Genomic DNA, 18966 nt, shown 5'->3' with positions numbered 1-18966 from the left:
GGTCGTCTTCCTGGTCGTCACCCTGTCGGTCGGCTGGCCGAAGCCACTGCTTCGGCTGCCGCAGTGGATCCTGCTGCTGCCGGTCGCGGTCCTGGCGGCGGCGGGCGCCGGGTAGCCGCAGCGCCCGTGTGCGGGCGCCGGAATCACTTCCCGGTGCCCGCGGCCGTGCCGGCCGTGCGCTCGTCCGGCGGGCCCGCCGTCCCCTCCGCGTGGAGCGTCGGCAGGATGCGGTCCAACCAGTGCGGCATCCACCAGGCCGACTTGCCGAGCAGCGTCATCACCGCGGGCACCAGCAGCAACCGTACGACCGTGGCGTCGATCAGCACACTGGCCGCCAGGCCGAGGCCCAGCATCTTCACGACGATGTTGTCGCTGATGATGAAGGCCGCGAACACGCTCACCATGATCAGTGCCGCGCAGGTGATGACCCGGGCCGTGATCTCCAGGGCATGGGCCACGCTCGCCTTCGGATCACCCGTGACCAGCCAGGCTTCATGGATGCGGGAGAGCAGGAAGATCTCGTAGTCCATGCTCAGCCCGAAGACGATGGCGAACATCATCATCGGCACATAGCTCTCGATGGGCACGTCGCCCGAAACCCCCAACGCCGGGCCGCCCCAGCCCCACTGGAACACCGCGACCACCACCCCGTAGGAGGCCGCGATCGACAGCACGTTGAGCACGGCCGCCTTCAGCGCGACCAGCAGTCCTCGGAAGACGACCAGGATGACCAGGAACGCCAGTCCCACGACGACCGCGATGATCAGGGGCAGCCGGGCCGAGACGATGTCGAGGAAGTCGACCTGGGCGGCGGTCGTACCGGTCACATAGGTCTGGGCGTCCGTGCCGGAGACACCGTCGGGCAGGACATCGTTCTCCAGCCGGTTGGTGAGCTGTGTCGTCTTCTCGTCCTGCGGCGCCGCGACCGAGTAGGCCGTGCCGATCAGTACGTCACCGTCCGCGGTGGGTTGGAGCGGGGTGATCGTGGCCGCGTCCTTCACCCCCGTCAACGACTTCTGTAGTTGCCCGGCGAGGGCGGCCCGGTCCGACTGGGGCACCTTCGACTGGTCCACCACCAGGGTCAACGGGCCGTTCGAGCCCGGACCGAACGCGGACGACATCAGATCGAAGGCGCGCCGGTCCGTGAACGACTTGGGGTCGGCGCCGTCGCCGATGTGGCCGAGTTGGATGAAGAACACGGGGAACGACAGGATCAGCAGCACCACCACACCGCCGGTCAGGAACCACCAGGGCCGGCGCTCCACCCGCTGGGCGTACCGGTGCCAACCGCCGTGGGCCGGCTCGCCGGGCTCGGCATCCGTTTCGGCGATGGGCCTTCGGACGCGCAACTTGTCGATGTGCCGTCCGACGAGACCGAGGATCGCCGGTACGAGGGTGAGCGCGCCGAGTACCGCGGTGACCACGGTGACGGCCGCCGCCAGCCCCAGTTTGCCGATGAAGCTGATGCCGGATACCCACAGCCCCGACAGGGCGATGATCACCGTGCAGCCGGAGAGCAGAACCGCATGACCACTGGTGGCGGCGGCCTTCCCGGCCGCGGTGACGGGGTTCTCGCCGTTCATCAGGTTCTGCCGGTGCCGGGTGACCAGGAACAGCGCGTAGTCGATCCCCACCCCGATGCCGATCATGGTGGCGAGGGTGGGGGAGACGGTCGCGAAGGTGGTCGCGGCGGCGAGCAGCCCCAGCAGCGCCAGCCCGCAGATCGCACAGATCAACGCCGTGACCAGCGGCAACACGGCCGCGATCACACTGCCGAACCCGATGAGGAGCACCACGATCGCGACCCCGAAGCCGATGGCCTCACTGAGCCGGTCGTTGGGTTCGGGGCGGGCGAGTTCGCCGAGCGGCCCGCCGTACTCGACGTCGACGCCCGCCGACCGCAGCGGCTGCACCGCGGAATCGACCCCGTGGAGGTAGGAATCGCCGAGGGTGGACGGCTGGACGCTGAAACGGATGGTGATGTACGCGGTCTTTCCGTCGGTCGACAGGGGGCCGACACCGCCCGTGGACGGTACGGCGAGCGGGTTCTGCGCCGACAGCACGTCCGACAGCTTCGTCAGACTGGTCACGGCCGTGCCGATCTGGCTGCTCACGGCGGTCAGCGGCTGGTCGTCGTGCAGCACGATCTGTGAGCTGTAGCCGCCGGCCTGCGGTTCGTGCTCCTTGAGGACGTCGACGCCTTCCTGCGACTGGGTGCCGGGCAGGGAGAAGTCGTCCGAGTAGTCGCCTCCGTAACTGTGGTGGAGCACCTGGAGGCCGGCGAGGGCCGCGATCCACAACACGATCACCACCACGGCGTGGTGTGCGCACCACTCGCCCGTTCGACGCAGGGCGCCCTTGTGCTCGGTGGGGGACGGGCGGTCGGGGCTGTGTGGCATCGACATGCGTACTCCCGGCCCTGGGCGGTGCTCGCGCGCCCGTAGCAAAACCCCATCGGATACACCTCGGACACTCCGCATTCAAGATCGGTCATCGCCGCGGGGCACGTCGGGGCGGGGGAACGGGTGATGTGCAGGGGCCGGACGGTGGACGCCCAGGTCGGTGGTGTCGAACGGCGGATGCGCCGGTCATGGGGGCGGGCCGGGAACTCCCGGCGGTGATCGCACGACCACTGGGGTGATGCGTTCGCTCAGGGAGGCCGGTGCGATGACGAGTACGGACGGATGGACACCCACCAGTACGGTCGACGACCTGCACCCCGTGGGGAGCTGGGAAGGGGAGTGGTACGGCGACGACTCCCTCTGGGTGGACTTCGCCCCCGCCATGTTCTCCCTGGACCGCGCCGAGTCCGTCGCCGCCCTCGTGCGGGACTCCGCACTGCTCGACCATCCGCCCGGCACCCGCGTGCTGGATCTGTGCTGCGGCCCGGGGCTGTTCCTGGGACCGCTGGCCGAGCGCGGCTATGACGTCACCGGTGTCGACCTGAGCTCGGCCATGCTGGTCCGGGCGCGCGAGGCCGTCGACAGGGCGGGGGCAGCCGTGCGGCTGGTCCGGGCCGACATGCTCGACCACGTCGAACCGGACGCCTACGACCTCGTCCTCAGCCTGTTCACCTCCTTCGGCTACTTCGCCGACCCGGCCGACAACCTCCGGGTCCTGCACAACGCCCGGCGCAGTCTCGTCCCCGGCGGGCGGCTGCTCGTGGACGTCATGGGCAAGGAGGTCCTCGCCGGTTGGATCGGGCGCCCGCAGGTCGTGGACCTGCCGGACGGCTCGTACGTCATCCAGCGCGACACCGTTCTCGACGACTGGCGGCGGCTGCGGACCGACTGGACGCTCGTCCGCGGGGACCGTGCCCGTACCGCGTCCATCCACTGCACCCTCTACAGCGCCGCCGAACTGCACCAGCACTTCCGCGAGGCCGGGTTCACCGAGGTCGAGGTGTTCGGGGACTTCGACGGAGGGCGCTACGACCAACACTCCCGTCGGCTGATCGTCCAGGGCAAGCGCCCCCACTGATCCCCCCCCACAGCCCAACAACCCACGGAGGACCCACCCCCCATGCCCCCCACCACACCGGCGATCCCCCGACCGGCCCTGCCGCCCACGGCCGCACCGCTGGATCCCGTACCGCTCGATCCCGCACCGCAGGAACGTGTACCGGGCGGTCCCGTACCGGTTTATGCGCACATCACCGACGCACTGAAGTCCCCCGCGTTCGTCCGGCTCTCGGGCTCGATCGTGCTGGCCCGCTTCGAGACGATGAAGGTGTACGCGGCGCTCGGAGCCGTGCGCGCCCTGCTGGAGTCCGGGCGGATCACACCGGGGCAGACCCTGGTGGACAGCTCTAGCGGCATCTACGCGCTGGCCCTGGCGATGGCGTGCCACCGGTACGGGCTGCACTGCCACATCGTCGCCTCCACCACCGTGGACACGGTGATGCGGGCCCAACTCGAAGTGCTCGGGGCGACCGTGGAACAGATGCCGCCGTCCCAGAGCCTGCGGCTGGACCAGGAACGACGGGTGCGGCGGGTCCGTGCGCTGTTGGCACGGCGGCCGGACGTCCACTGGATGCGGCAGTACCACGACGGCGTGCACCACACGGGCTACCGAGAGTTCGCGGAGTTGGCGTCCGCCGCACTGCCGAACGGGCCGTTGACCGTCGTCGGTTCGGTCGGCACCGGGGCGTCCACGGGCGGACTGACCACGGCGCTCAGGGAACAGGGCCGGAAGGTGCGACTGGTGGGCGTCCAACCCTTCGGAAGCGTCACCTTCGGAAGCGAGGAGTTCAGCGACCCCGAAGCCATCATTGCCGGCATCGGAAGCTCCATCCCCTTTGGAAACGTACGGCACGAGCTGTACGACACCCTGCACTGGTTGGACTTCCGCCATGCCATGGCGGGCACGGTGGAACTCCTGCGCCGCCATGCGGTCTTCGCGGGGCTTTCCACCGGGGCGGCGCATCTGGTGGCGCGTTGGGAAGAGCAGCGGACGGAGACGCGGGCGGGGAAACGGGAGGAGGGGCGGGAGGAGGGGCGGGGGCACAACACCACCCATCTCGTGCTCGGGGCCGACACCGGCCACCGCTACACGGAGAGGGTGTTCGGGCGCCACGAGGAGGCACAGGACCCGACCGGGTTGCGACCCGAACGCATCGAATCCTTGGAGCAACTGCGTCCACCGTGGTCCGTCATGGAGTGGGCGGGCAGGCCGGCACCGCCGGGCGCCCGGTTCGCCCCCGACGACGCCCTGTGGACGGCGGAGGGGGTCCGATGACGATCGCCTCGCTGGAATCGCTCTCCTTCGGCCTGGCCAGAACGGTCGAGGCGGCCACCGCCGCAGGTCATCGGCTCTGTCTGCTCACCGGAGACCGCGGCTACTACCACCACGAGTTGACCGAGCTGCCCCCCGGGGCCGCGCTCGACGTGGTGGACGTCGACACCACCGACCTCGACGCCGTACGCAAGGTGCTGACGGCGCTGCCGGACCTCGCCGGGCTGATCAACACGACGGACACCTGGAGCGTGCCGGCCGCCGACCTCGCCGCCGACCTCGGACTGCCCGGGCCCGATCCGGCGTCCGTACGGGTGCTGAGGGACAAGGCGCAGGTACGGGAGGCGCTGCACCGGGCCGGGCTCAGCCGGGGCACGTCCACGGCCGTGCCAGATGCGGTCATCGCAGCCGCCCGCACCGGTCGTACGGAGGACCTGGCACGACTGCTCACAGCCCTGCGTCCGGCACTCGTGACCCCCGTGGTGCTGAAGGACTCGGCCGGCACGTCGTCGCGGGGCGTCTGGATCGCGCACGACGAGCAGGGGCTGTGGAGCGCGCTTGCGGCGGCGGGCACGCTCGACCTCCGGGGCCGACTGTTCGCCGAGCCCTATCTCGCCGGGCCCCTGTACAGCGCCGAGACCCTGAGCTGGGACGGCGAGACCCGACTCCTCGGCGTCACCAGCCGGCACACCTCGCGCACTCCGGCGGTCAGGGAGGAGGCTGCGGCCTTCCCCGTGGCGCTCGACGACGACGAACTCAGCGCCATTGAGCAGCGGATGGCCGCCGTCCTCGCCGCGGTCGGCCACCGGGACGGCTTCGCTCACATCGAGTTCATCCAGAGCACGCACGGCCCGGAGATCGTCGAGATCAACCGCCGCATCGGCGGTGCACTCCTCGGTGAGGCACTGTGCCGCTCCCTCGGCGTCAACGTCTACGAAGCCCTGATCGCCACGGTGTTGGGGCGGCGGCCGGAGCTGATGGACATACCGCTGGAGCCGAGGCAGGGGCCGTCGGTCGCGTTCGTCCTGGTCTACGCCGAGCGGCCCGGTGTGGTGGAGGGCTTCAACGGGCTCGACGGGCTGCGGACGTTTCCCGGCGGGGCACGGTGGTACCCGGTGCGCGTACCGGGAGACACGGTGTCCAGCGTGGCGGACCAGCGGGGTTGTACGGGAATGGTGCTTGCCGAGGCGCCCACCGCCGAGCTGGCACAACACCGGGCATGGAGCGCCGCAACCACGGTCCACCCGGTGCTAAAGACGGTCCTCGGCCCCTGAGTTCGGGCCGGAAGGTGACCCGGAGTAAAAGGTGACCCGTTGCAATAGGTCATCTGGAACGAAGGGGCATCCGGAGCAAAGGGTCATCCGAAGCAACGAGAAAGGCAAGGAGAGCGCTCTCCTTGCCAGGCTCAACGTATAGCGCACTGGGGGGCTTGCCACAAGCCCCCGGTCTCAGCGGAAAATCGTCGACCGACGCCACCAGCAGGTGGTTCGACGGAGCGGGAGGCGCCGGTCGCGATGGCTGAGACGTACGTGCTGGATCTTCAAGAGGTCGACGAGACGTGGACAGCGGTCGTCGGTGGCAAGGGCGCACAGTTGGGCGGGTTGTTACGGATCGACGGCATCCGTGTGCCGGACGGCTTCTGTGTGACGACGGACGCCTTCCGGCGGGTGATGGCGGACGTCCCGTCGATCGGTGACCGGCTCGACCGGTTGTCGCGGGTCGACCCCGACGACCGGGAGGCGATCCGCACGCTCAGCGCGGAGGTCCGGAGGGCCGTCGAAGGGACCGCAGTCCCGCACGATCTCGCGGAGGCGGTCACCGGCGCGCTCTCCCGGCACGGCGACCCGGCCGCCGCCTATGCCGTACGGTCCAGCGCGACGGCGGAGGATCTGCCGACGGCCTCCTTCGCCGGACAACAGGACACCTATCTGAACGTGGTGGGGCCGGCAGCGGTGCTCCGGCACATCAGCCGATGCTGGGCCTCGCTGTTCACCGAACGGGCCGTGGTCTACCGGCGGCGGAACGGCATCGACCACCGCACGGTCCACATGGCCGTGGTCGTGCAGCGGATGGCCTTCCCGGTGGCGTCCGGCATCCTGTTCACGGCCGACCCCGTCACGGGCAACCGGAAGGTCGCCACCGTGGACGCCGGCTTCGGCCTCGGCGAGGCGGTGGTCTCCGGTCTGGTGAACCCGGACGTCTTCGCCGTGCGGGACGGTGAGGTCGTCGCCAGGACCATCGCCGCCAAAGAGCGGGCCGTCCACGCCCTGCCGACCGGCGGCACCCGGGACGTGCCGGTCGACCCGCAGCGGCAGCGGCAGCCGGCGCTGACCGATGCGCAGGTCGTACGGCTCGTAGGGCTCGGGCGGCGGATCGAGGCGCACTTCGGCCGCCCGCAGGACATCGAATGGTGCCTGGTCGAGGACGGTTTCCGGATCGTTCAGAGCCGGCCGATCACCACTCTGTACCCCGTTCCGGTCGCCGAGGCCGGCGACCCGGAGAACCGTGTCTACGTCTCGGTCGGCCATCAGCAGATGATGACCGACCCCATGAAGCCCCTGGGCCTGTCCGTGTGGCAGCTGACGGCCATGGCACCGATGCGGGAGGCCGGCGGGCGGCTGTTCGTCGACGCCACCGCGCGTCTGACCTCGCCCACGAGCCGGGCCGCCCTTCTGGACCTCATCGGCAGGGAAGACCCGCTGGCCAGGGACGCGCTGGAGACCGTCCTGGACCGCGACGACTTCATCCCCCTGCTCCCCGACGCCCCCGACCCGGCCCCGGGTGGCCCGCCCGGGGCCGGCACTCCGCCCGCCCGGATCGAGACGGATCCGGCCGTCGTCACCGAGCTGGTCGAACGCAGCCGGGCCTCCGTCGCGGCCCTGGAGCGCGAGGTCGGGACGAAGACCGGGCCGGCGCTGTTCGACTTCCTGCTGGAGGCATTCGAGGAGCACCAGCGGGTGATCGCCGATCCGCTGTGCCTTCAGGCGATCATGGCGGGGATCGAAGCCACCTGGTGGCTCAACGACCGGTTGCAGGAATGGCTGGGCGAGAAGAACGCGGCTGACACGCTCACACTGTCCGCCCCCGGCAACATCACCTCCGAGATGGGACTGGACCTGCTCGACGTCGCGGACGTCATCCGCCCGCACCCGGCGGTGGTGGAGTTCCTGCGGGGTGTCGGGAACGAGGACCTCCCTGACGGACAGATCGGACTGGGTGGACTGGACGGGCTGGACGGCCTGGGCGGATTGGCCGGGCTGGCGAAGCTGCCGGGTGGGGCCGAGGCGCTCGACGCCCTGGGGGGCTACCTCGACCGGTACGGGATGCGCTGTGTCGGCGAGATCGACATCACTCGACCGCGTTGGTGCGAGCGGCCCGCCGCACTCGTTCCGGCGATCCTCGACAACGTCAGGAACTTCGGCCCTGGCGCCGCCGGTCGACGTTTCGAGCAAGGACGGCAGAAGGCGCAGGAGAAGGAAGCCGACGTGCTGTCCCGGCTGCGGGCCCTGCCGGACGGGGACCGGAAGGCCGACGAGACCAAGCGGATGATCGACCGGGTGCGGACCTTCATCGGCTATCGGGAGTACCCGAAGTACGACATCGTCAGCCGCTCCCTCGTCTACCGGCGGGCGCTGCTTGCGGAGGCCGGACGCCTGGTCCGGGCCGGTGTGCTGACCGAGCGGGAAGACGCCTTCTTCCTAAGCTTCCCGGAGTTCCACGAGGTCGTGCGCTCGCAGCGGGTGGACCACGGGCTGGTCCGGCAGCGCAAGGAGGAGTTCCGTTCGTACGAGGCGCTCACCCCGCCCCGGGTGCTCACCTCGGACGGCGAGGCCGTCACCGCGTCGTACCGGCGCGAGGACGTGCCGGCCGGTGCCCTGGTCGGCCTGCCGGTCTCCGCGGGGACCGTCGAGGGGAGGGCGCGGGTCGTCCTCGACATCGCGGAGGCCGATCTCGAAGCGGGCGACATCCTCGTCACGACCTTCACCGACCCCAGCTGGTCGCCACTGTTCGTCGGGATCGCGGGCCTGGTGACGGAGGTGGGCGGGCTGACGACCCATGGCGCGGTGATCGCCCGGGAGTACGGCCTGCCGGCCGTGGTGAGCGTGGACCGCGCCACCCGGCTGATCCGGGACGGGCAGCGCATCCGCGTGCACGGAACCGACGGATACATCGAGTTCCTGTCCTGACCGCCAGCGGGGCCTGAGCCTCATGAGTGCCGACCGCCCCCACATGAAGCCGGGGGACGACCGATGGGGCGGCACTCGGGAAGGGGACCCGAGCGCCGCCCGTGGGCGCGTCTGCGGCGCGGTGTCCTACGCCGCTGCCAGGGCCGCCGTTTCGGGTTGCTCCAGCCACACCCGGGCCAGATCGCGACGGGCCCGCGCCACGCGTGACCGTATGGTCCCCACCGGGCATTCGAGGAGCTCAGCGGCTTCGGCGTACGACAGACCGAGTAAACGCGTCAGCACGAACGCCTGTCGTCTGCCGGGCTCCAGCGCGCGCAGTGCGTCCGTGAACGCCACCGACTCCTCGAAGCCGGGCAGATGGCGCGGTTGGGCACGGTCGGCGGCGCCGAGCCAGTCGTCCGTGTCCGAGATCCGGGGACGCGCGGCGGCCCTGCGGTAGCGGTCGACGACCACGCGCCGGGCGATCGCGAGCAGCCAGGAGCGGGCACAGGCCCGGCCGGCGAACCTCGGCAGACTGGGCAGGGCGCGTTCGAAGGTCTCCTGGGTGAGGTCCTCCGCCGCCCGTACGTCCGCCGTGAGGTGGGCGACGAAACGGCGTACGTCGTCGTAGGTGGCGTGGACGAAGAGTTCGGTGGCCTCCCGGTCACCGCGGCCTGCCGCTAGGGCCCAACGAGTGATCTCCGCATCCCGGTTCAGGGCAGCGCGATCCGATCGAGAATATTGAGAAAGCATGACAAAACGTCCTTCACGTCCGGGCGGAACCGGAGGGGTGACGCCCGTTAAGGGTGTTGAGGTGACGAGTTCAGGACGGAAGGAGCGGTGGGCCGCGCCGGGGCAGCGTGCGCAGCAGTTCCACCGAGACCGGCAGTTGGATCGGTCGGCGACCGGCCGAGGGCGCGGGCGGCAGGGGGGACGGCGGCCGTACGCCCAACAGCACGGTTCTGAGGAACCGCAACCCGTGGGCGCCGAACAGGGACAGTGCCAGGGCGAGTTGGACCAGGGCGCGCTCGCCACGCCACAGCCACCAACCGCACACCGCTCCCGCCAAGAGGTGCGCGAGTGCCATTCCGCTGGTCAGCGTGGCGGAGTCAAAGGCCCCGGTCAGGAGGTCCAGTTGCATCGAGGACGGCCCGGAGGGCAACTGCCCGACCGGGTATCCGGCGTCGAGGAGCTCTGCACCGGGGCTCGAAGGGGGGCCCGACCCGTGCGCCGACCCGTGTCCGCCGGGGGGTGCGATGGCATGTCCGGTGGGATGTCCTGTGCCGTGGGCGGCCGTGCTCGCAGGGGCGTGGTGGGAGCAGTGGCCCGTGCCGTGGCCGGCGCTCCGGGCCCCGCCGCCGTGGGACACCATCCCGAACAGGGCGTGTAGGAGGGCCTGTCCGGCCGCACTGACCCCCATCACAAACGCGGCGCCGCGCACCTTGGCGGTCAGCCGCCAAGCAACTGCGCACACCGGGGGTAACGCCAGTGCATATCCGGCCACGGACGGTGGGACACCGGACGACAGATCGTGTCCGAGCCCGGACACCACGACGCACACAGCGGCCAACACCGCGGTGTGCGTGAGGCGGAGGAGGCGTCCGGCTCCCATGGCGGTCATCGTGCCAGGGCCCCCCGGCCTTCGGGGAAGCCCAACCGATGTGGATACATCGGGTGATCGAAGGGTTTACCCGGACACCGATGTCAGGTGATGCACGTCACATCCGCTGGTGGGGAACTATTCCCTCCTCGCCACCGACTGCTCCAGCGAAAACCAGCCGAGGAGAAGCGAACGAGAGCGGAGCCCAACCCATGCAGGCGAACGAGGCGGGTGCGGAACACGCTGCTCCCCCAGCGGAGACCCACCCCGAGGAGCCGGGCCGATCGACACCCGAGGAGTCGGCCCGGTCGTCGAGCGGTGCGGCCGACCGCAGCCGCCCGGCACCGGTGACCCTGCGCTCCGACCTCAAGGCCAGCCTGCTCGACGGGGCGATCGCCTTGGTGGTCACCGCTGTCGTCTTCGGGATCCTCTATGCGCGCATCAAGGCGAAGACGTCGTCCACCGTGACGGTCATGCCCTTCATGGCCGACGCGGGCGCCTTCTGGATGTACTTCCTCAGCCAGGCGTTCGGCTGGTCGGCGTTGCTCTGGGCATGGGGGACGGTCATCCTCGGCCTACTCCTGTCCGGCCCCCGCCCGGGGCGACTCCCCCTGTCTGTGCCCCGACTGGAACGGCTCCACCGCACCACGAGCCTCAACACCATCGCGCTGATCTTCGCCCACGCCCTGTTGTTCGCGGCCGAGTTGGTCCGTCACGACAAGGACGGTCTGCTCGGCGCAGTGGGCACGGCCTTCGTCGAAGCGTTCGTACCCGGTGGTTATGACTCGGGCACCGGCCGGATCGCGATCCCGGTGGGCCAAGGAGCCCTCTACCTCGCCATCCCGCTCGGTCTGCTCTTCTACGTCCGCCATCGCATCGGCCCCAAGACCTGGCGGATCATGCACCGGTTCGTCCTGGTCGTGTACATCCTGAGCGTGTGGCACACCCTGCTCTACGGAACGAACGTCTGGTACGACGGATGGTTCCGCACCTCGATCTGGCTGCTGCAACTCCCCATCGCCGCACTCTTCCTGCTGCGACTGCTCCGCCCTGCCCGGCGCTCTCAGCAACTCCGCCCGCTCGGCGACCGTACGGGGTCGGCGACCGGCTGGAGCCTACGGCTGACGGGGCGCATCGCTGCGGTCGCGGTGGTCGTCGCCCTGCTCGCCGTGGTCTTCACCGGGAGGGACGGCGGCCGGGCCGAACCCCCCGAGGACACCACCTCGACGCACAACCACGACTGAGCACCCGGCGCGGGGCGGATGCACCGCGCCCGGTCCTCAGCCGAGCGGGTCCTTCTCGCGCTGGGCCGCCATCGACTTCTTCCGCCACTGCTTGGCCCAGGCCCACAACAGGACCACCACCCCGATCGCCAAGATCGGAGCGACGTACATCAGAGGCGAAACCGCCGCTTCGGACGCTGCCATGCCCTTGCCACCTTCTCCCACTGTTCCTGCCGGTCGGCTTCGTCCCGTCCGGTGTCTTGACAGCCAGTGACTCACACCGGCCGCCTCAGCGCGGCATCGGGTGGCATCACGCGGCATCGGATGGCGTCCGGTGACCTCCGGTACAGGAAGCCGCTCGCCCGGAGGCGGCAGCACACTGATCACCGACTGATCACCGACTGATCGCCGGCCGGGCTGTCGGGGCGGCGCTTGTAGCATTCGGCCGGAGTGCAGGTGTTCGTAGACGCTGAGTGTTCGTAGATGGTGAGTAGACGGTGAGGAGACCGGTGTGACCAGCACCGACGCGCCCCAGGGCGCCACCGCGGGGCCCGTCCGGGCGGGGGAGCGCAAAGGCGAGCGCACCCGGCGGCGCATCTTGGAGGCGGCCCGCCGGCAGTTCGCCGAGGTCGGGTTCGATCGCGCCACCATCCGGGCCATCGCCACAGAGGCGAAAGTCGATAAGTCGTCCGTCATCCAGTACTTCGGCTCCAAGCAGGAGCTGTTCCGGGAGGCCGTCGACTGGGAGATCCCGGTGGCCGCGCTGACGACCGACGATCCCGGTGAGTCGGTCGAGAACTACCTGCGGACCATGCTCGGTGCCTGGTCCAAGGATCGCGACAGCATGACCGCGCTGCTGCGGAACAGCTTGACCAGCGAGGACGCCGCCGAACTGCTGCGGCAGCGCGTCACCGAGCAGGCGATCGACCCGGTCGCCGCCCGGCTCGACGACCCGGACGCCCGGCTTCGGGCCGCCCTGGTCGGCGCGATGATGATGGGCATCGCCACCCACCGTCACCTCCTGCGGATGCCGGACCTGGCCGAGGCGGACCAGGACGACGTCCTCAGACTGGCGGTGCCGGTGCTGCGCGCGGTGATCGACCCGGCCGAGGCGTCGGACGAGCGACCCGAGACCTCCGACTGAGGTTCTGTACGGTCCCAAGCAGACCGGAGGGGCTCGACCCCCTGGGGTACGCCTTCACTACCGGGGTCCCCCTCAGTCAAGCGAGACGGCCAAGCGAGACAGCCAAGTCAGATAGTCCATTCAGGCAGCTCATCGAGGCGCGCTACGGATAGCCGTGGCGGGCCTCCGTGCTGCCCGGACCGTGCCCGTGTCCCTTTTCTCCACCCTCGTCCCGCCCCCGGTGAACTTTTCTCAACGCCCGGTGAGAAATAAAACTAAACAGCTGTTTAGTTTTATAGGGTGGCGCTTCCGCAGCGCCCCCTGAACCCACCGGGAGAACCATGTCCAGCGACAGCACGGCAGCGGCCACCAAGGCCGCACCGCCATCCGGCACCCATCCACACCTGGGGCTCGCACTCATCGTCATCGCCGCAGCGCAGCTGATGGTGGTCCTCGACGGCACCATCACCAACATCGCCCTGCCGAGCATCCAGGCCGACCTCGACGTCTCGGCCTCGACGCTCGCCTGGATCGTGAACTCCTACGCCCTCGCCTTCGGCGGTCTGCTGCTCCTCGGCGGCCGGGCGGGCGACCTGTTCGGGCGACGCAGGATGTTCCAGGTCGGCATCATCGTCTTCACCCTCGCCTCCCTCCTCGGAGGAGTGGCGCCCAATGAAGAACTGCTGATCGGAGCACGTGTCCTCCAGGGCATCGGCGCGGCGATCGCCGCCCCCACCGCGCTCTCGCTCATCGCGACGAACTTCCCCGAGGGCAAGCCGCGCAACAAGGCCATGGGGGTCTACGCCGCCATGGCCGGTCTCGGGTCCACGGTCGGTCTGCTCCTCGGCGGCATCCTCACCGACTATCTGGACTGGCGCTGGGTGTTCTTCGTGAACATCCCCATCGGCGTGGCGATCCTCGCCGGCACCCGCATCCTGGCCGAGGGCGAGCGCAACCGCGGCAGCCTCGACATCCCCGGAGCGATCACCGGCACCGGCGGTCTGATCGCCCTCGTCTACGCCATCACCCGTGGCGGAGAGCACGGCTGGAGCGACTCCCTCACCCTGGGTTCCTTCGCCGCAGCCGCCGTCCTGCTCGTGGTCTTCCTGGCCCTCCAGGCGAAGACGGACCACCCGATGATGCCGCTGCGCCTGTTCAAGGACCGCAGCCGCTCGGGCGCCTTCCTGACCATGCTGTTCATGGGCTCGGGCATGTTCGCCACGTTCTACTTCCTCACCCTCTACATGCAGCAGATCCTCGGCTACAGCCCGGTCAAGACCGGCTTCGCCTATCTGGCGTTCAGTATGGGCATGGCCATCGCGGCGGCCCTCGGATCCAAGCTGATCAGCCGCTACTCCGCCCGTCAGATCGCAGCTCCCGGACTCCTGATCGCCGCGGCAGGAATGCTCTGGTTCAGCGCCCTGGAGCCGGGCTCGTCATATGCGACCCATCTCGCTCCGGCGATGTTCGTCACCGGTCTGGGGCTGGGCTCCGGCTTCGTCCCCATGACCCTGGGTGCGGTCAGCGGCGTACGTCCGCAGGACACGGGCATCGCGTCCGCGCTGCTGAACACCGCACAGCAGGTCGGTGGCGCACTGGGCCTGGCCGTTCTGACCACGGTGTCCACGGCTGCTGCCGACGACCGGTTGCCCGAGGCGGCGGGTTCGCTGTACCGGGCCGCGGCAGAGGGCGATCGTGCACTGCTGGCGCGGGCGGCCGATGCCCTGACGCACGGCTACACCACGGCGTTCACGGTCGGTGCCGCCCTCTTCGTGGTGGCCCTGGTGATCACCCTGACCATGATCAACGCGGGTCGTCAGCAGGGCCTCTCGGACCCCTCGTCCGGTACGTCAGGTACGTCCGACGGTGCCGCCGGTACGTCCGACGGTGCCGTGGCCGGCACTCCGGCAGCTGCTCCGAACCCCCGCGTCACCCCGGAGGCGCAGCAGTAGCCGCATCCGTATCCGCTGTCTCCCGGCCCGTTCGCTTCACGCCGATGGCGAACCGGCCCGGGAGACAGTCATGCGCGCCGGCCGAACGGATGGACGACGGGCAGACCCGGGAGGCCACTCAGACTGCGACGGCCGGCGTGGGGCGCTCGCCGTACGCCAGGCCGATGGTCGCGGCGACCAGTTGGTCCAGCGCCCTACGGGTCTCCGGGCCCGGCGCATCCCCGCCCGTCTCCATCATCAGCCCCATGCACAGGCCGTCGAGCCCGGCCAGCAGGAACCGGGTCAACTCGGCCGGCGGTACCGCGTACTCCACCCCCGTCCGCCGGCCGGTCTCCACGAGTGCGGTGATGGCGATATCCGTGATGCCCTGCTGGTACTTCTGCACGACGTGGCGCAGGTCCGGCCGTCTTACGGCGAAGGTGATCAGCTCGAACCAGAGCAGATTGAGCTCGGGCCGCTCGCACATGTCCACCCAGAAGACCTCGGCGGTCGCCCGCAACGCCTCCTCCAGGCTGGTGGCGTTCCGCACGCCCTCCTGGACCTCGGCGATCAGCCCCTCGGTGAGCGATTCCAGCACCGCGCGATAGAGGTCCGCCTTGGTGCCGAACGTGTAGTGCACGGTCGCCTGCGCCACGCCCAGTTCGGCGGCGATGGCGCGCGTACTGCCTGCCGCCACTCCCTCGCGCGCCATGAGTTCGATGGCGGCGGCGATGAGCTGAGGGCGCCGTTCCGCGGCGGTCACATGTGCCATACCAGCCACTATAGCGACGCAGTCAAGCGTTCCAGTCGACTGACATTGTCATGCGACAAGGTCACTTGTATGGTGAGGACGGGACGGGCGGTGAACCACGGTGCGCTGCTGTGCGTGCCAGGCATTGCCACCACTGAGGACCAACGAGGACCACCGAGGGGCAGGGACCGATGAACTCCACGACACTCCGCCGACCGACCGCGACCGCGGTGGCCGTACCCGAACGCGGAGCGATCCCCGTGTTCGGCCATGCGCTGCGAGTGCCGACCGACTCCTTCACCCGGTTCGCCATGGACGAGGCCCGGGCCCTCGGACCGATCTACAACCTGCGGATATTCAGCCGCGAGATCCTCATGGTGTCCGGCGTCGACCTCGTCGCCGAACTGTGTGACGAGACCAGGTTCCGCAAGTCGGTGGACGACCTCGTGACGGTCCGGGAGTTCGGCGGTGACGGCCTCTTCACCGCCCTCAGTCACGAGCCGAACTGGCGCAAGGCACACAACATCCTGATGCCCGCGTTCTCCTTCAACGCCCTACGGGCCTATCACCCCACGATGCTGCTTGCGGCACGACGGCTTCTGGCCAACTGGGACGCACGTAACGGCACTCCGGTCGACGTCGCCGAGGACATGACCCGGCTGACCCTGGACACCATCGGACTCTGCGGATTCGGCTACGACTTCGACTGCTTCGGCGGCGATGAAGAGCACCCCTTCATCTCCACGATGGTCCGGGCCCTCGCCCACGCACAGAAGAAACTCGGACACATCCCCGGACTCGACTTCCTGTACGCGAAGTCCGAGAAGCGTCACCAGGCCGACATCACCGCCATGAACGAACTCGTCGACGACATCGTGCGCCGCCGCCGTGGGGAACTCACCGGCCGGACCCACGACGATTCGGCACCCGATGACCTCCTGTCCCTCATGCTCCAAGCGACGGACAAGGACACCGGCGAGACTCTCGACGACACCAACATCCGCTACCAGGTGATCACCTTTCTGATCGCCGGCCACGAAACAACCAGCGGTGCACTGTCCTTCGCCCTCTACTACCTGCTCAAACACCCCGAAGTCCTCGCCGCAGCCCAGGCCGAAACCGATGCGTTGTGGGGGGCCGACCCCGACCCCCACCCTTCGTACGAGGACGTCGGACGGCTCACCTATCTGCGCCAGGTGCTGAACGAGAGCCTGCGCCTATGGCCCACAGCCCCCGCGTTCTCCCTCGAACCCCTGGAGGACACCCAGATCGGCGGGGGATATCCACTGCGGCTCGGACAGAACGCCGTCGTGGTCACACCGATGCTGCACCGCGACCCGGGCTGGGGCGACAACCCCGAACTCTTCGATCCGAGCCGCTTCACACCGGAACGCATGGAGCAACGCGCGGCCCATCTCTACAAGCCCTTCGGCAACGGCGAACGCTCCTGCATCGGACGCCAATTCGCCCTCCACGAGGCCACCCTGCTCCTCGGGCTGATCGTCCACCGCTATCGGCTGCTGGACCACGACGACTACCAACTCAAGATCAAGGAAACGCTGACGCTCAAGCCGGACGGCTTCTCCCTGACCCCGGTACGACGGACGAACGACGAACGCCGCGCGGCCACGCTCGCCTTGACCCCCACGGCCAACACCGCCACAACGAGTACCACCGCCACACCGACACCGCCCACGACCATGGGCCTGCGCGCCCCCGGCACCACCCTGACCGTGCTCTACGGCTCCAACCTCGGCACCAGCCGCAGCCTCGCCGAAGGCTTCGCCGAGCAGGGCACCCGCCACGGCTTCACCACCACCGTCCGGAAACTCGACGACGCCGTGGGACGGCTCGACCCCGACAGCCCGCACCTGATCGTGGCCGCCTCCTACAACGGACGCCCCACCGACGACGCCGCCCGCTTCATCACCTGGCTGGAAACCACCGCAGCGGCCGAGCTGCCCGCCATACCGTACGCAGTCCTCGGAGTGGGCGACCGCAACTGGCCCGCGACCTACCAGCGCATCCCCACCCTCATCGACGAACGCCTCACCGCCGCCGGGGGAACGGCCATCGCCCCCCGGGCAGCCGTGGACGTCTCGGGCGATGTCGCGGCCGAAACCGACCGCTGGGGAGAACGGGTGTGGTCGACCCTGCTCGACCGCTACGGCCTGCCCGGCACGGGGGACGACACCCCGCCCGGTACGCGCTACACCATCGACCCCGTACCCGGCCCCGAAGGCCCGCTGCCACAGACCGAAGGCCTCCAGCCGCTGCTGGTCCTGGCCACGGACGAACTCTGCGACCTGGAGCATCCGCTGGGCCGCTCGAAACGCTTCCTGCGCCTGCACCTCCCGGAAGGCACCGAGTACCGCAGCGGCGACCACCTACTGATCCGGCCCGTCAATCCGGCCGCCCTGGTGGAGCGTACGACCGGACTCCTCGGACTCGACCCGGATCGGGTCGTCCAACTGTCGTCGACCACCGAAAACCCGCCGCTGCCCGTGGACCAGCCGGTGAGCGTACGGGCGCTGCTCACCCACTTCGTCGAACTCGGCCAGCCCGCCACCCGCCGACAGATCAACGCCCTGGCGGCGCTCACGCCCTGCCCACCGGAGCGCATCGGCCTGGAGCACCTGCCCGAAGGATCGACGTCCACGCTGCCGGACCTGCTGGAACGCTTCGCCTCCTGCCGCCCCACCCTGCCCGAACTGCTTGACGTCCTCTCCCCGATGCGGATGCGCTACTACTCCATCTCCTCCTCACCGGCGCGGGTCCCGGACTCGGTGGACCTGATGGTCGCGGCGGCCCCGGTGCCGCACCGCGGCGGACAGGGCACATGGCTCGGCGCGGGCGCCGCCTATCTGGCCACCCTGGAAGCCGGAGACGTGGTGGACGGCAGGGTCACCCCCTGCCAGGAATCCTTCCGCCCGCCGGCCGACCCGACGATCCCGTTGATCGTCATCTCGGCCGGTACGGGCCTGGCGCCCTTCCGCGCACTGATCGCGGACCGCGCCCTCGCGGCATCGGGGAGCGGAGCCGTACCAGCCGTGCCCCTCGACCTGGCCCCGCTGCTCTGCTACTTCGGCTGCGACCACCCGGACGTCGACTACCTCCACCGGGACGAACTGGAGGCCGCCGAGCGCACGGGGACGGTCAGCCTGCGTCCCGTCCACTCCCAGACCCCGCGCGACGGAATGCGATTCGTCCAGGACCGCATCGCGTGCGAGGCGGACGAGGTCTGGGCCCTGCTCGCAGCGGGCGCACACGTCCGCGTCTGCGGCGACGGCCGCGCGATGGCCCCGGCCGTACGGGACGCCTTCCGCACGATCTACCGGGACCGTACGGGCGTGAACGCCGCAGCCGCGGAGGATTGGCTGAGCGCGATGATGGCGTCGGACCGCTATGTGGAGGACGTCTGGACCGGGTGAAAACCCC

The 18966-nt window shown here is 69.7% G+C and carries 13 protein-coding genes; 8 read left to right on the top strand and 5 right to left on the bottom strand.

The window, feature by feature from the left end:
- Nucleotides 1-143: 143 nt before the first annotated feature.
- Entirely contained in the window at nucleotides 144-2405 is a 2262-nt protein-coding gene (locus tag ABZ348_RS15565; protein ID WP_358933198.1) for an MMPL family transporter, read from the bottom strand.
- A gap of 379 nt (nucleotides 2406-2784) precedes the next feature.
- Here ABZ348_RS15565 and ABZ348_RS15560 point away from each other — a divergent pair, with 379 nt between their 5' ends.
- The 4 genes from ABZ348_RS15560 (at nucleotide 2785) to rph (ending at nucleotide 8921) form a co-directional block, all read left to right on the top strand.
- Complete coding sequence (locus ABZ348_RS15560) at nucleotides 2785-3480, top strand: class I SAM-dependent methyltransferase (RefSeq protein WP_358933342.1); 696 nt, start codon at nucleotides 2785-2787, stop codon at nucleotides 3478-3480.
- A 42-nt stretch (nucleotides 3481-3522) separates the two neighbouring features.
- A complete protein-coding gene (locus ABZ348_RS15555; RefSeq protein ID WP_358933196.1) occupies nucleotides 3523-4737 on the top strand; it encodes a pyridoxal-phosphate dependent enzyme in 1215 nt (404 codons plus the stop codon).
- Nucleotides 4734-6008 (top strand): ATP-grasp domain-containing protein, encoded by a 1275-nt coding sequence (locus ABZ348_RS15550; RefSeq protein WP_358933194.1) that lies wholly within the window; start codon nucleotides 4734-4736, stop codon nucleotides 6006-6008. The genes ABZ348_RS15555 and ABZ348_RS15550 overlap by 4 nt, the downstream gene beginning before the upstream one ends.
- A 240-nt stretch (nucleotides 6009-6248) precedes the next feature.
- Entirely contained in the window at nucleotides 6249-8921 is a 2673-nt protein-coding gene (rph, locus tag ABZ348_RS15545) for a rifamycin-inactivating phosphotransferase (protein WP_358933192.1), read from the top strand.
- A gap of 126 nt (nucleotides 8922-9047) precedes the next feature.
- Here rph and ABZ348_RS15540 read toward each other — a convergent pair whose 3' ends face one another.
- Nucleotides 9048-9653: a sigma-70 family RNA polymerase sigma factor gene (locus tag ABZ348_RS15540; RefSeq protein ID WP_358933190.1), complete on the bottom strand. Its 606-nt coding sequence runs from the start codon at nucleotides 9651-9653 to the stop codon at nucleotides 9048-9050.
- A 70-nt stretch (nucleotides 9654-9723) separates the two neighbouring features.
- Complete coding sequence (locus tag ABZ348_RS15535) at nucleotides 9724-10512, bottom strand: hypothetical protein (RefSeq protein WP_358933188.1); 789 nt, start codon at nucleotides 10510-10512, stop codon at nucleotides 9724-9726.
- Nucleotides 10513-10712: 200 nt separating this feature from the next.
- Between ABZ348_RS15535 and ABZ348_RS15530 the strand changes: the two genes are divergently transcribed.
- Complete coding sequence (locus tag ABZ348_RS15530) at nucleotides 10713-11744, top strand: ferric reductase-like transmembrane domain-containing protein (protein ID WP_358933186.1); 1032 nt, start codon at nucleotides 10713-10715, stop codon at nucleotides 11742-11744.
- 36 nt (nucleotides 11745-11780) lie between these two features.
- Here ABZ348_RS15530 and ABZ348_RS15525 read toward each other — a convergent pair whose 3' ends face one another.
- On the bottom strand, nucleotides 11781-11927 hold the full coding sequence (locus tag ABZ348_RS15525; RefSeq protein WP_358933184.1) for a hypothetical protein: 147 nt from the start codon (nucleotides 11925-11927) through the stop codon (nucleotides 11781-11783).
- A gap of 307 nt (nucleotides 11928-12234) precedes the next feature.
- Here ABZ348_RS15525 and ABZ348_RS15520 point away from each other — a divergent pair, with 307 nt between their 5' ends.
- Together ABZ348_RS15520 and ABZ348_RS15515 are read left to right on the top strand one after the other, a co-directional pair.
- Nucleotides 12235-12867, top strand: a complete 633-nt coding sequence (locus ABZ348_RS15520) for a TetR family transcriptional regulator (protein WP_358933183.1) — start codon at nucleotides 12235-12237, stop codon at nucleotides 12865-12867.
- Between the two features lie 320 nt (nucleotides 12868-13187).
- Nucleotides 13188-14798: an MFS transporter gene (locus ABZ348_RS15515; RefSeq protein WP_358933181.1), complete on the top strand. Its 1611-nt coding sequence runs from the start codon at nucleotides 13188-13190 to the stop codon at nucleotides 14796-14798.
- A gap of 118 nt (nucleotides 14799-14916) precedes the next feature.
- Here ABZ348_RS15515 and ABZ348_RS15510 read toward each other — a convergent pair whose 3' ends face one another.
- Nucleotides 14917-15549: a TetR family transcriptional regulator gene (locus ABZ348_RS15510; RefSeq protein ID WP_358933179.1), complete on the bottom strand. Its 633-nt coding sequence runs from the start codon at nucleotides 15547-15549 to the stop codon at nucleotides 14917-14919.
- A 170-nt stretch (nucleotides 15550-15719) separates the two neighbouring features.
- On the opposite strand from ABZ348_RS15510, the gene ABZ348_RS15505 reads away from it, so the two are divergent.
- Complete coding sequence (locus ABZ348_RS15505; protein ID WP_358933177.1) at nucleotides 15720-18959, top strand: cytochrome P450; 3240 nt, start codon at nucleotides 15720-15722, stop codon at nucleotides 18957-18959.
- Nucleotides 18960-18966 lie beyond the last annotated feature (7 nt).

The sequence above is a fragment of the Streptomyces sp. NPDC005963 genome (assembly GCF_040638655.1).
Lineage (GTDB): Bacteria > Actinomycetota > Actinomycetes > Streptomycetales > Streptomycetaceae > Streptomyces.
The sequence above is the reverse complement of the archived record's forward strand: the minus strand, read 5'-3'. Positions and strand labels throughout refer to the sequence as shown.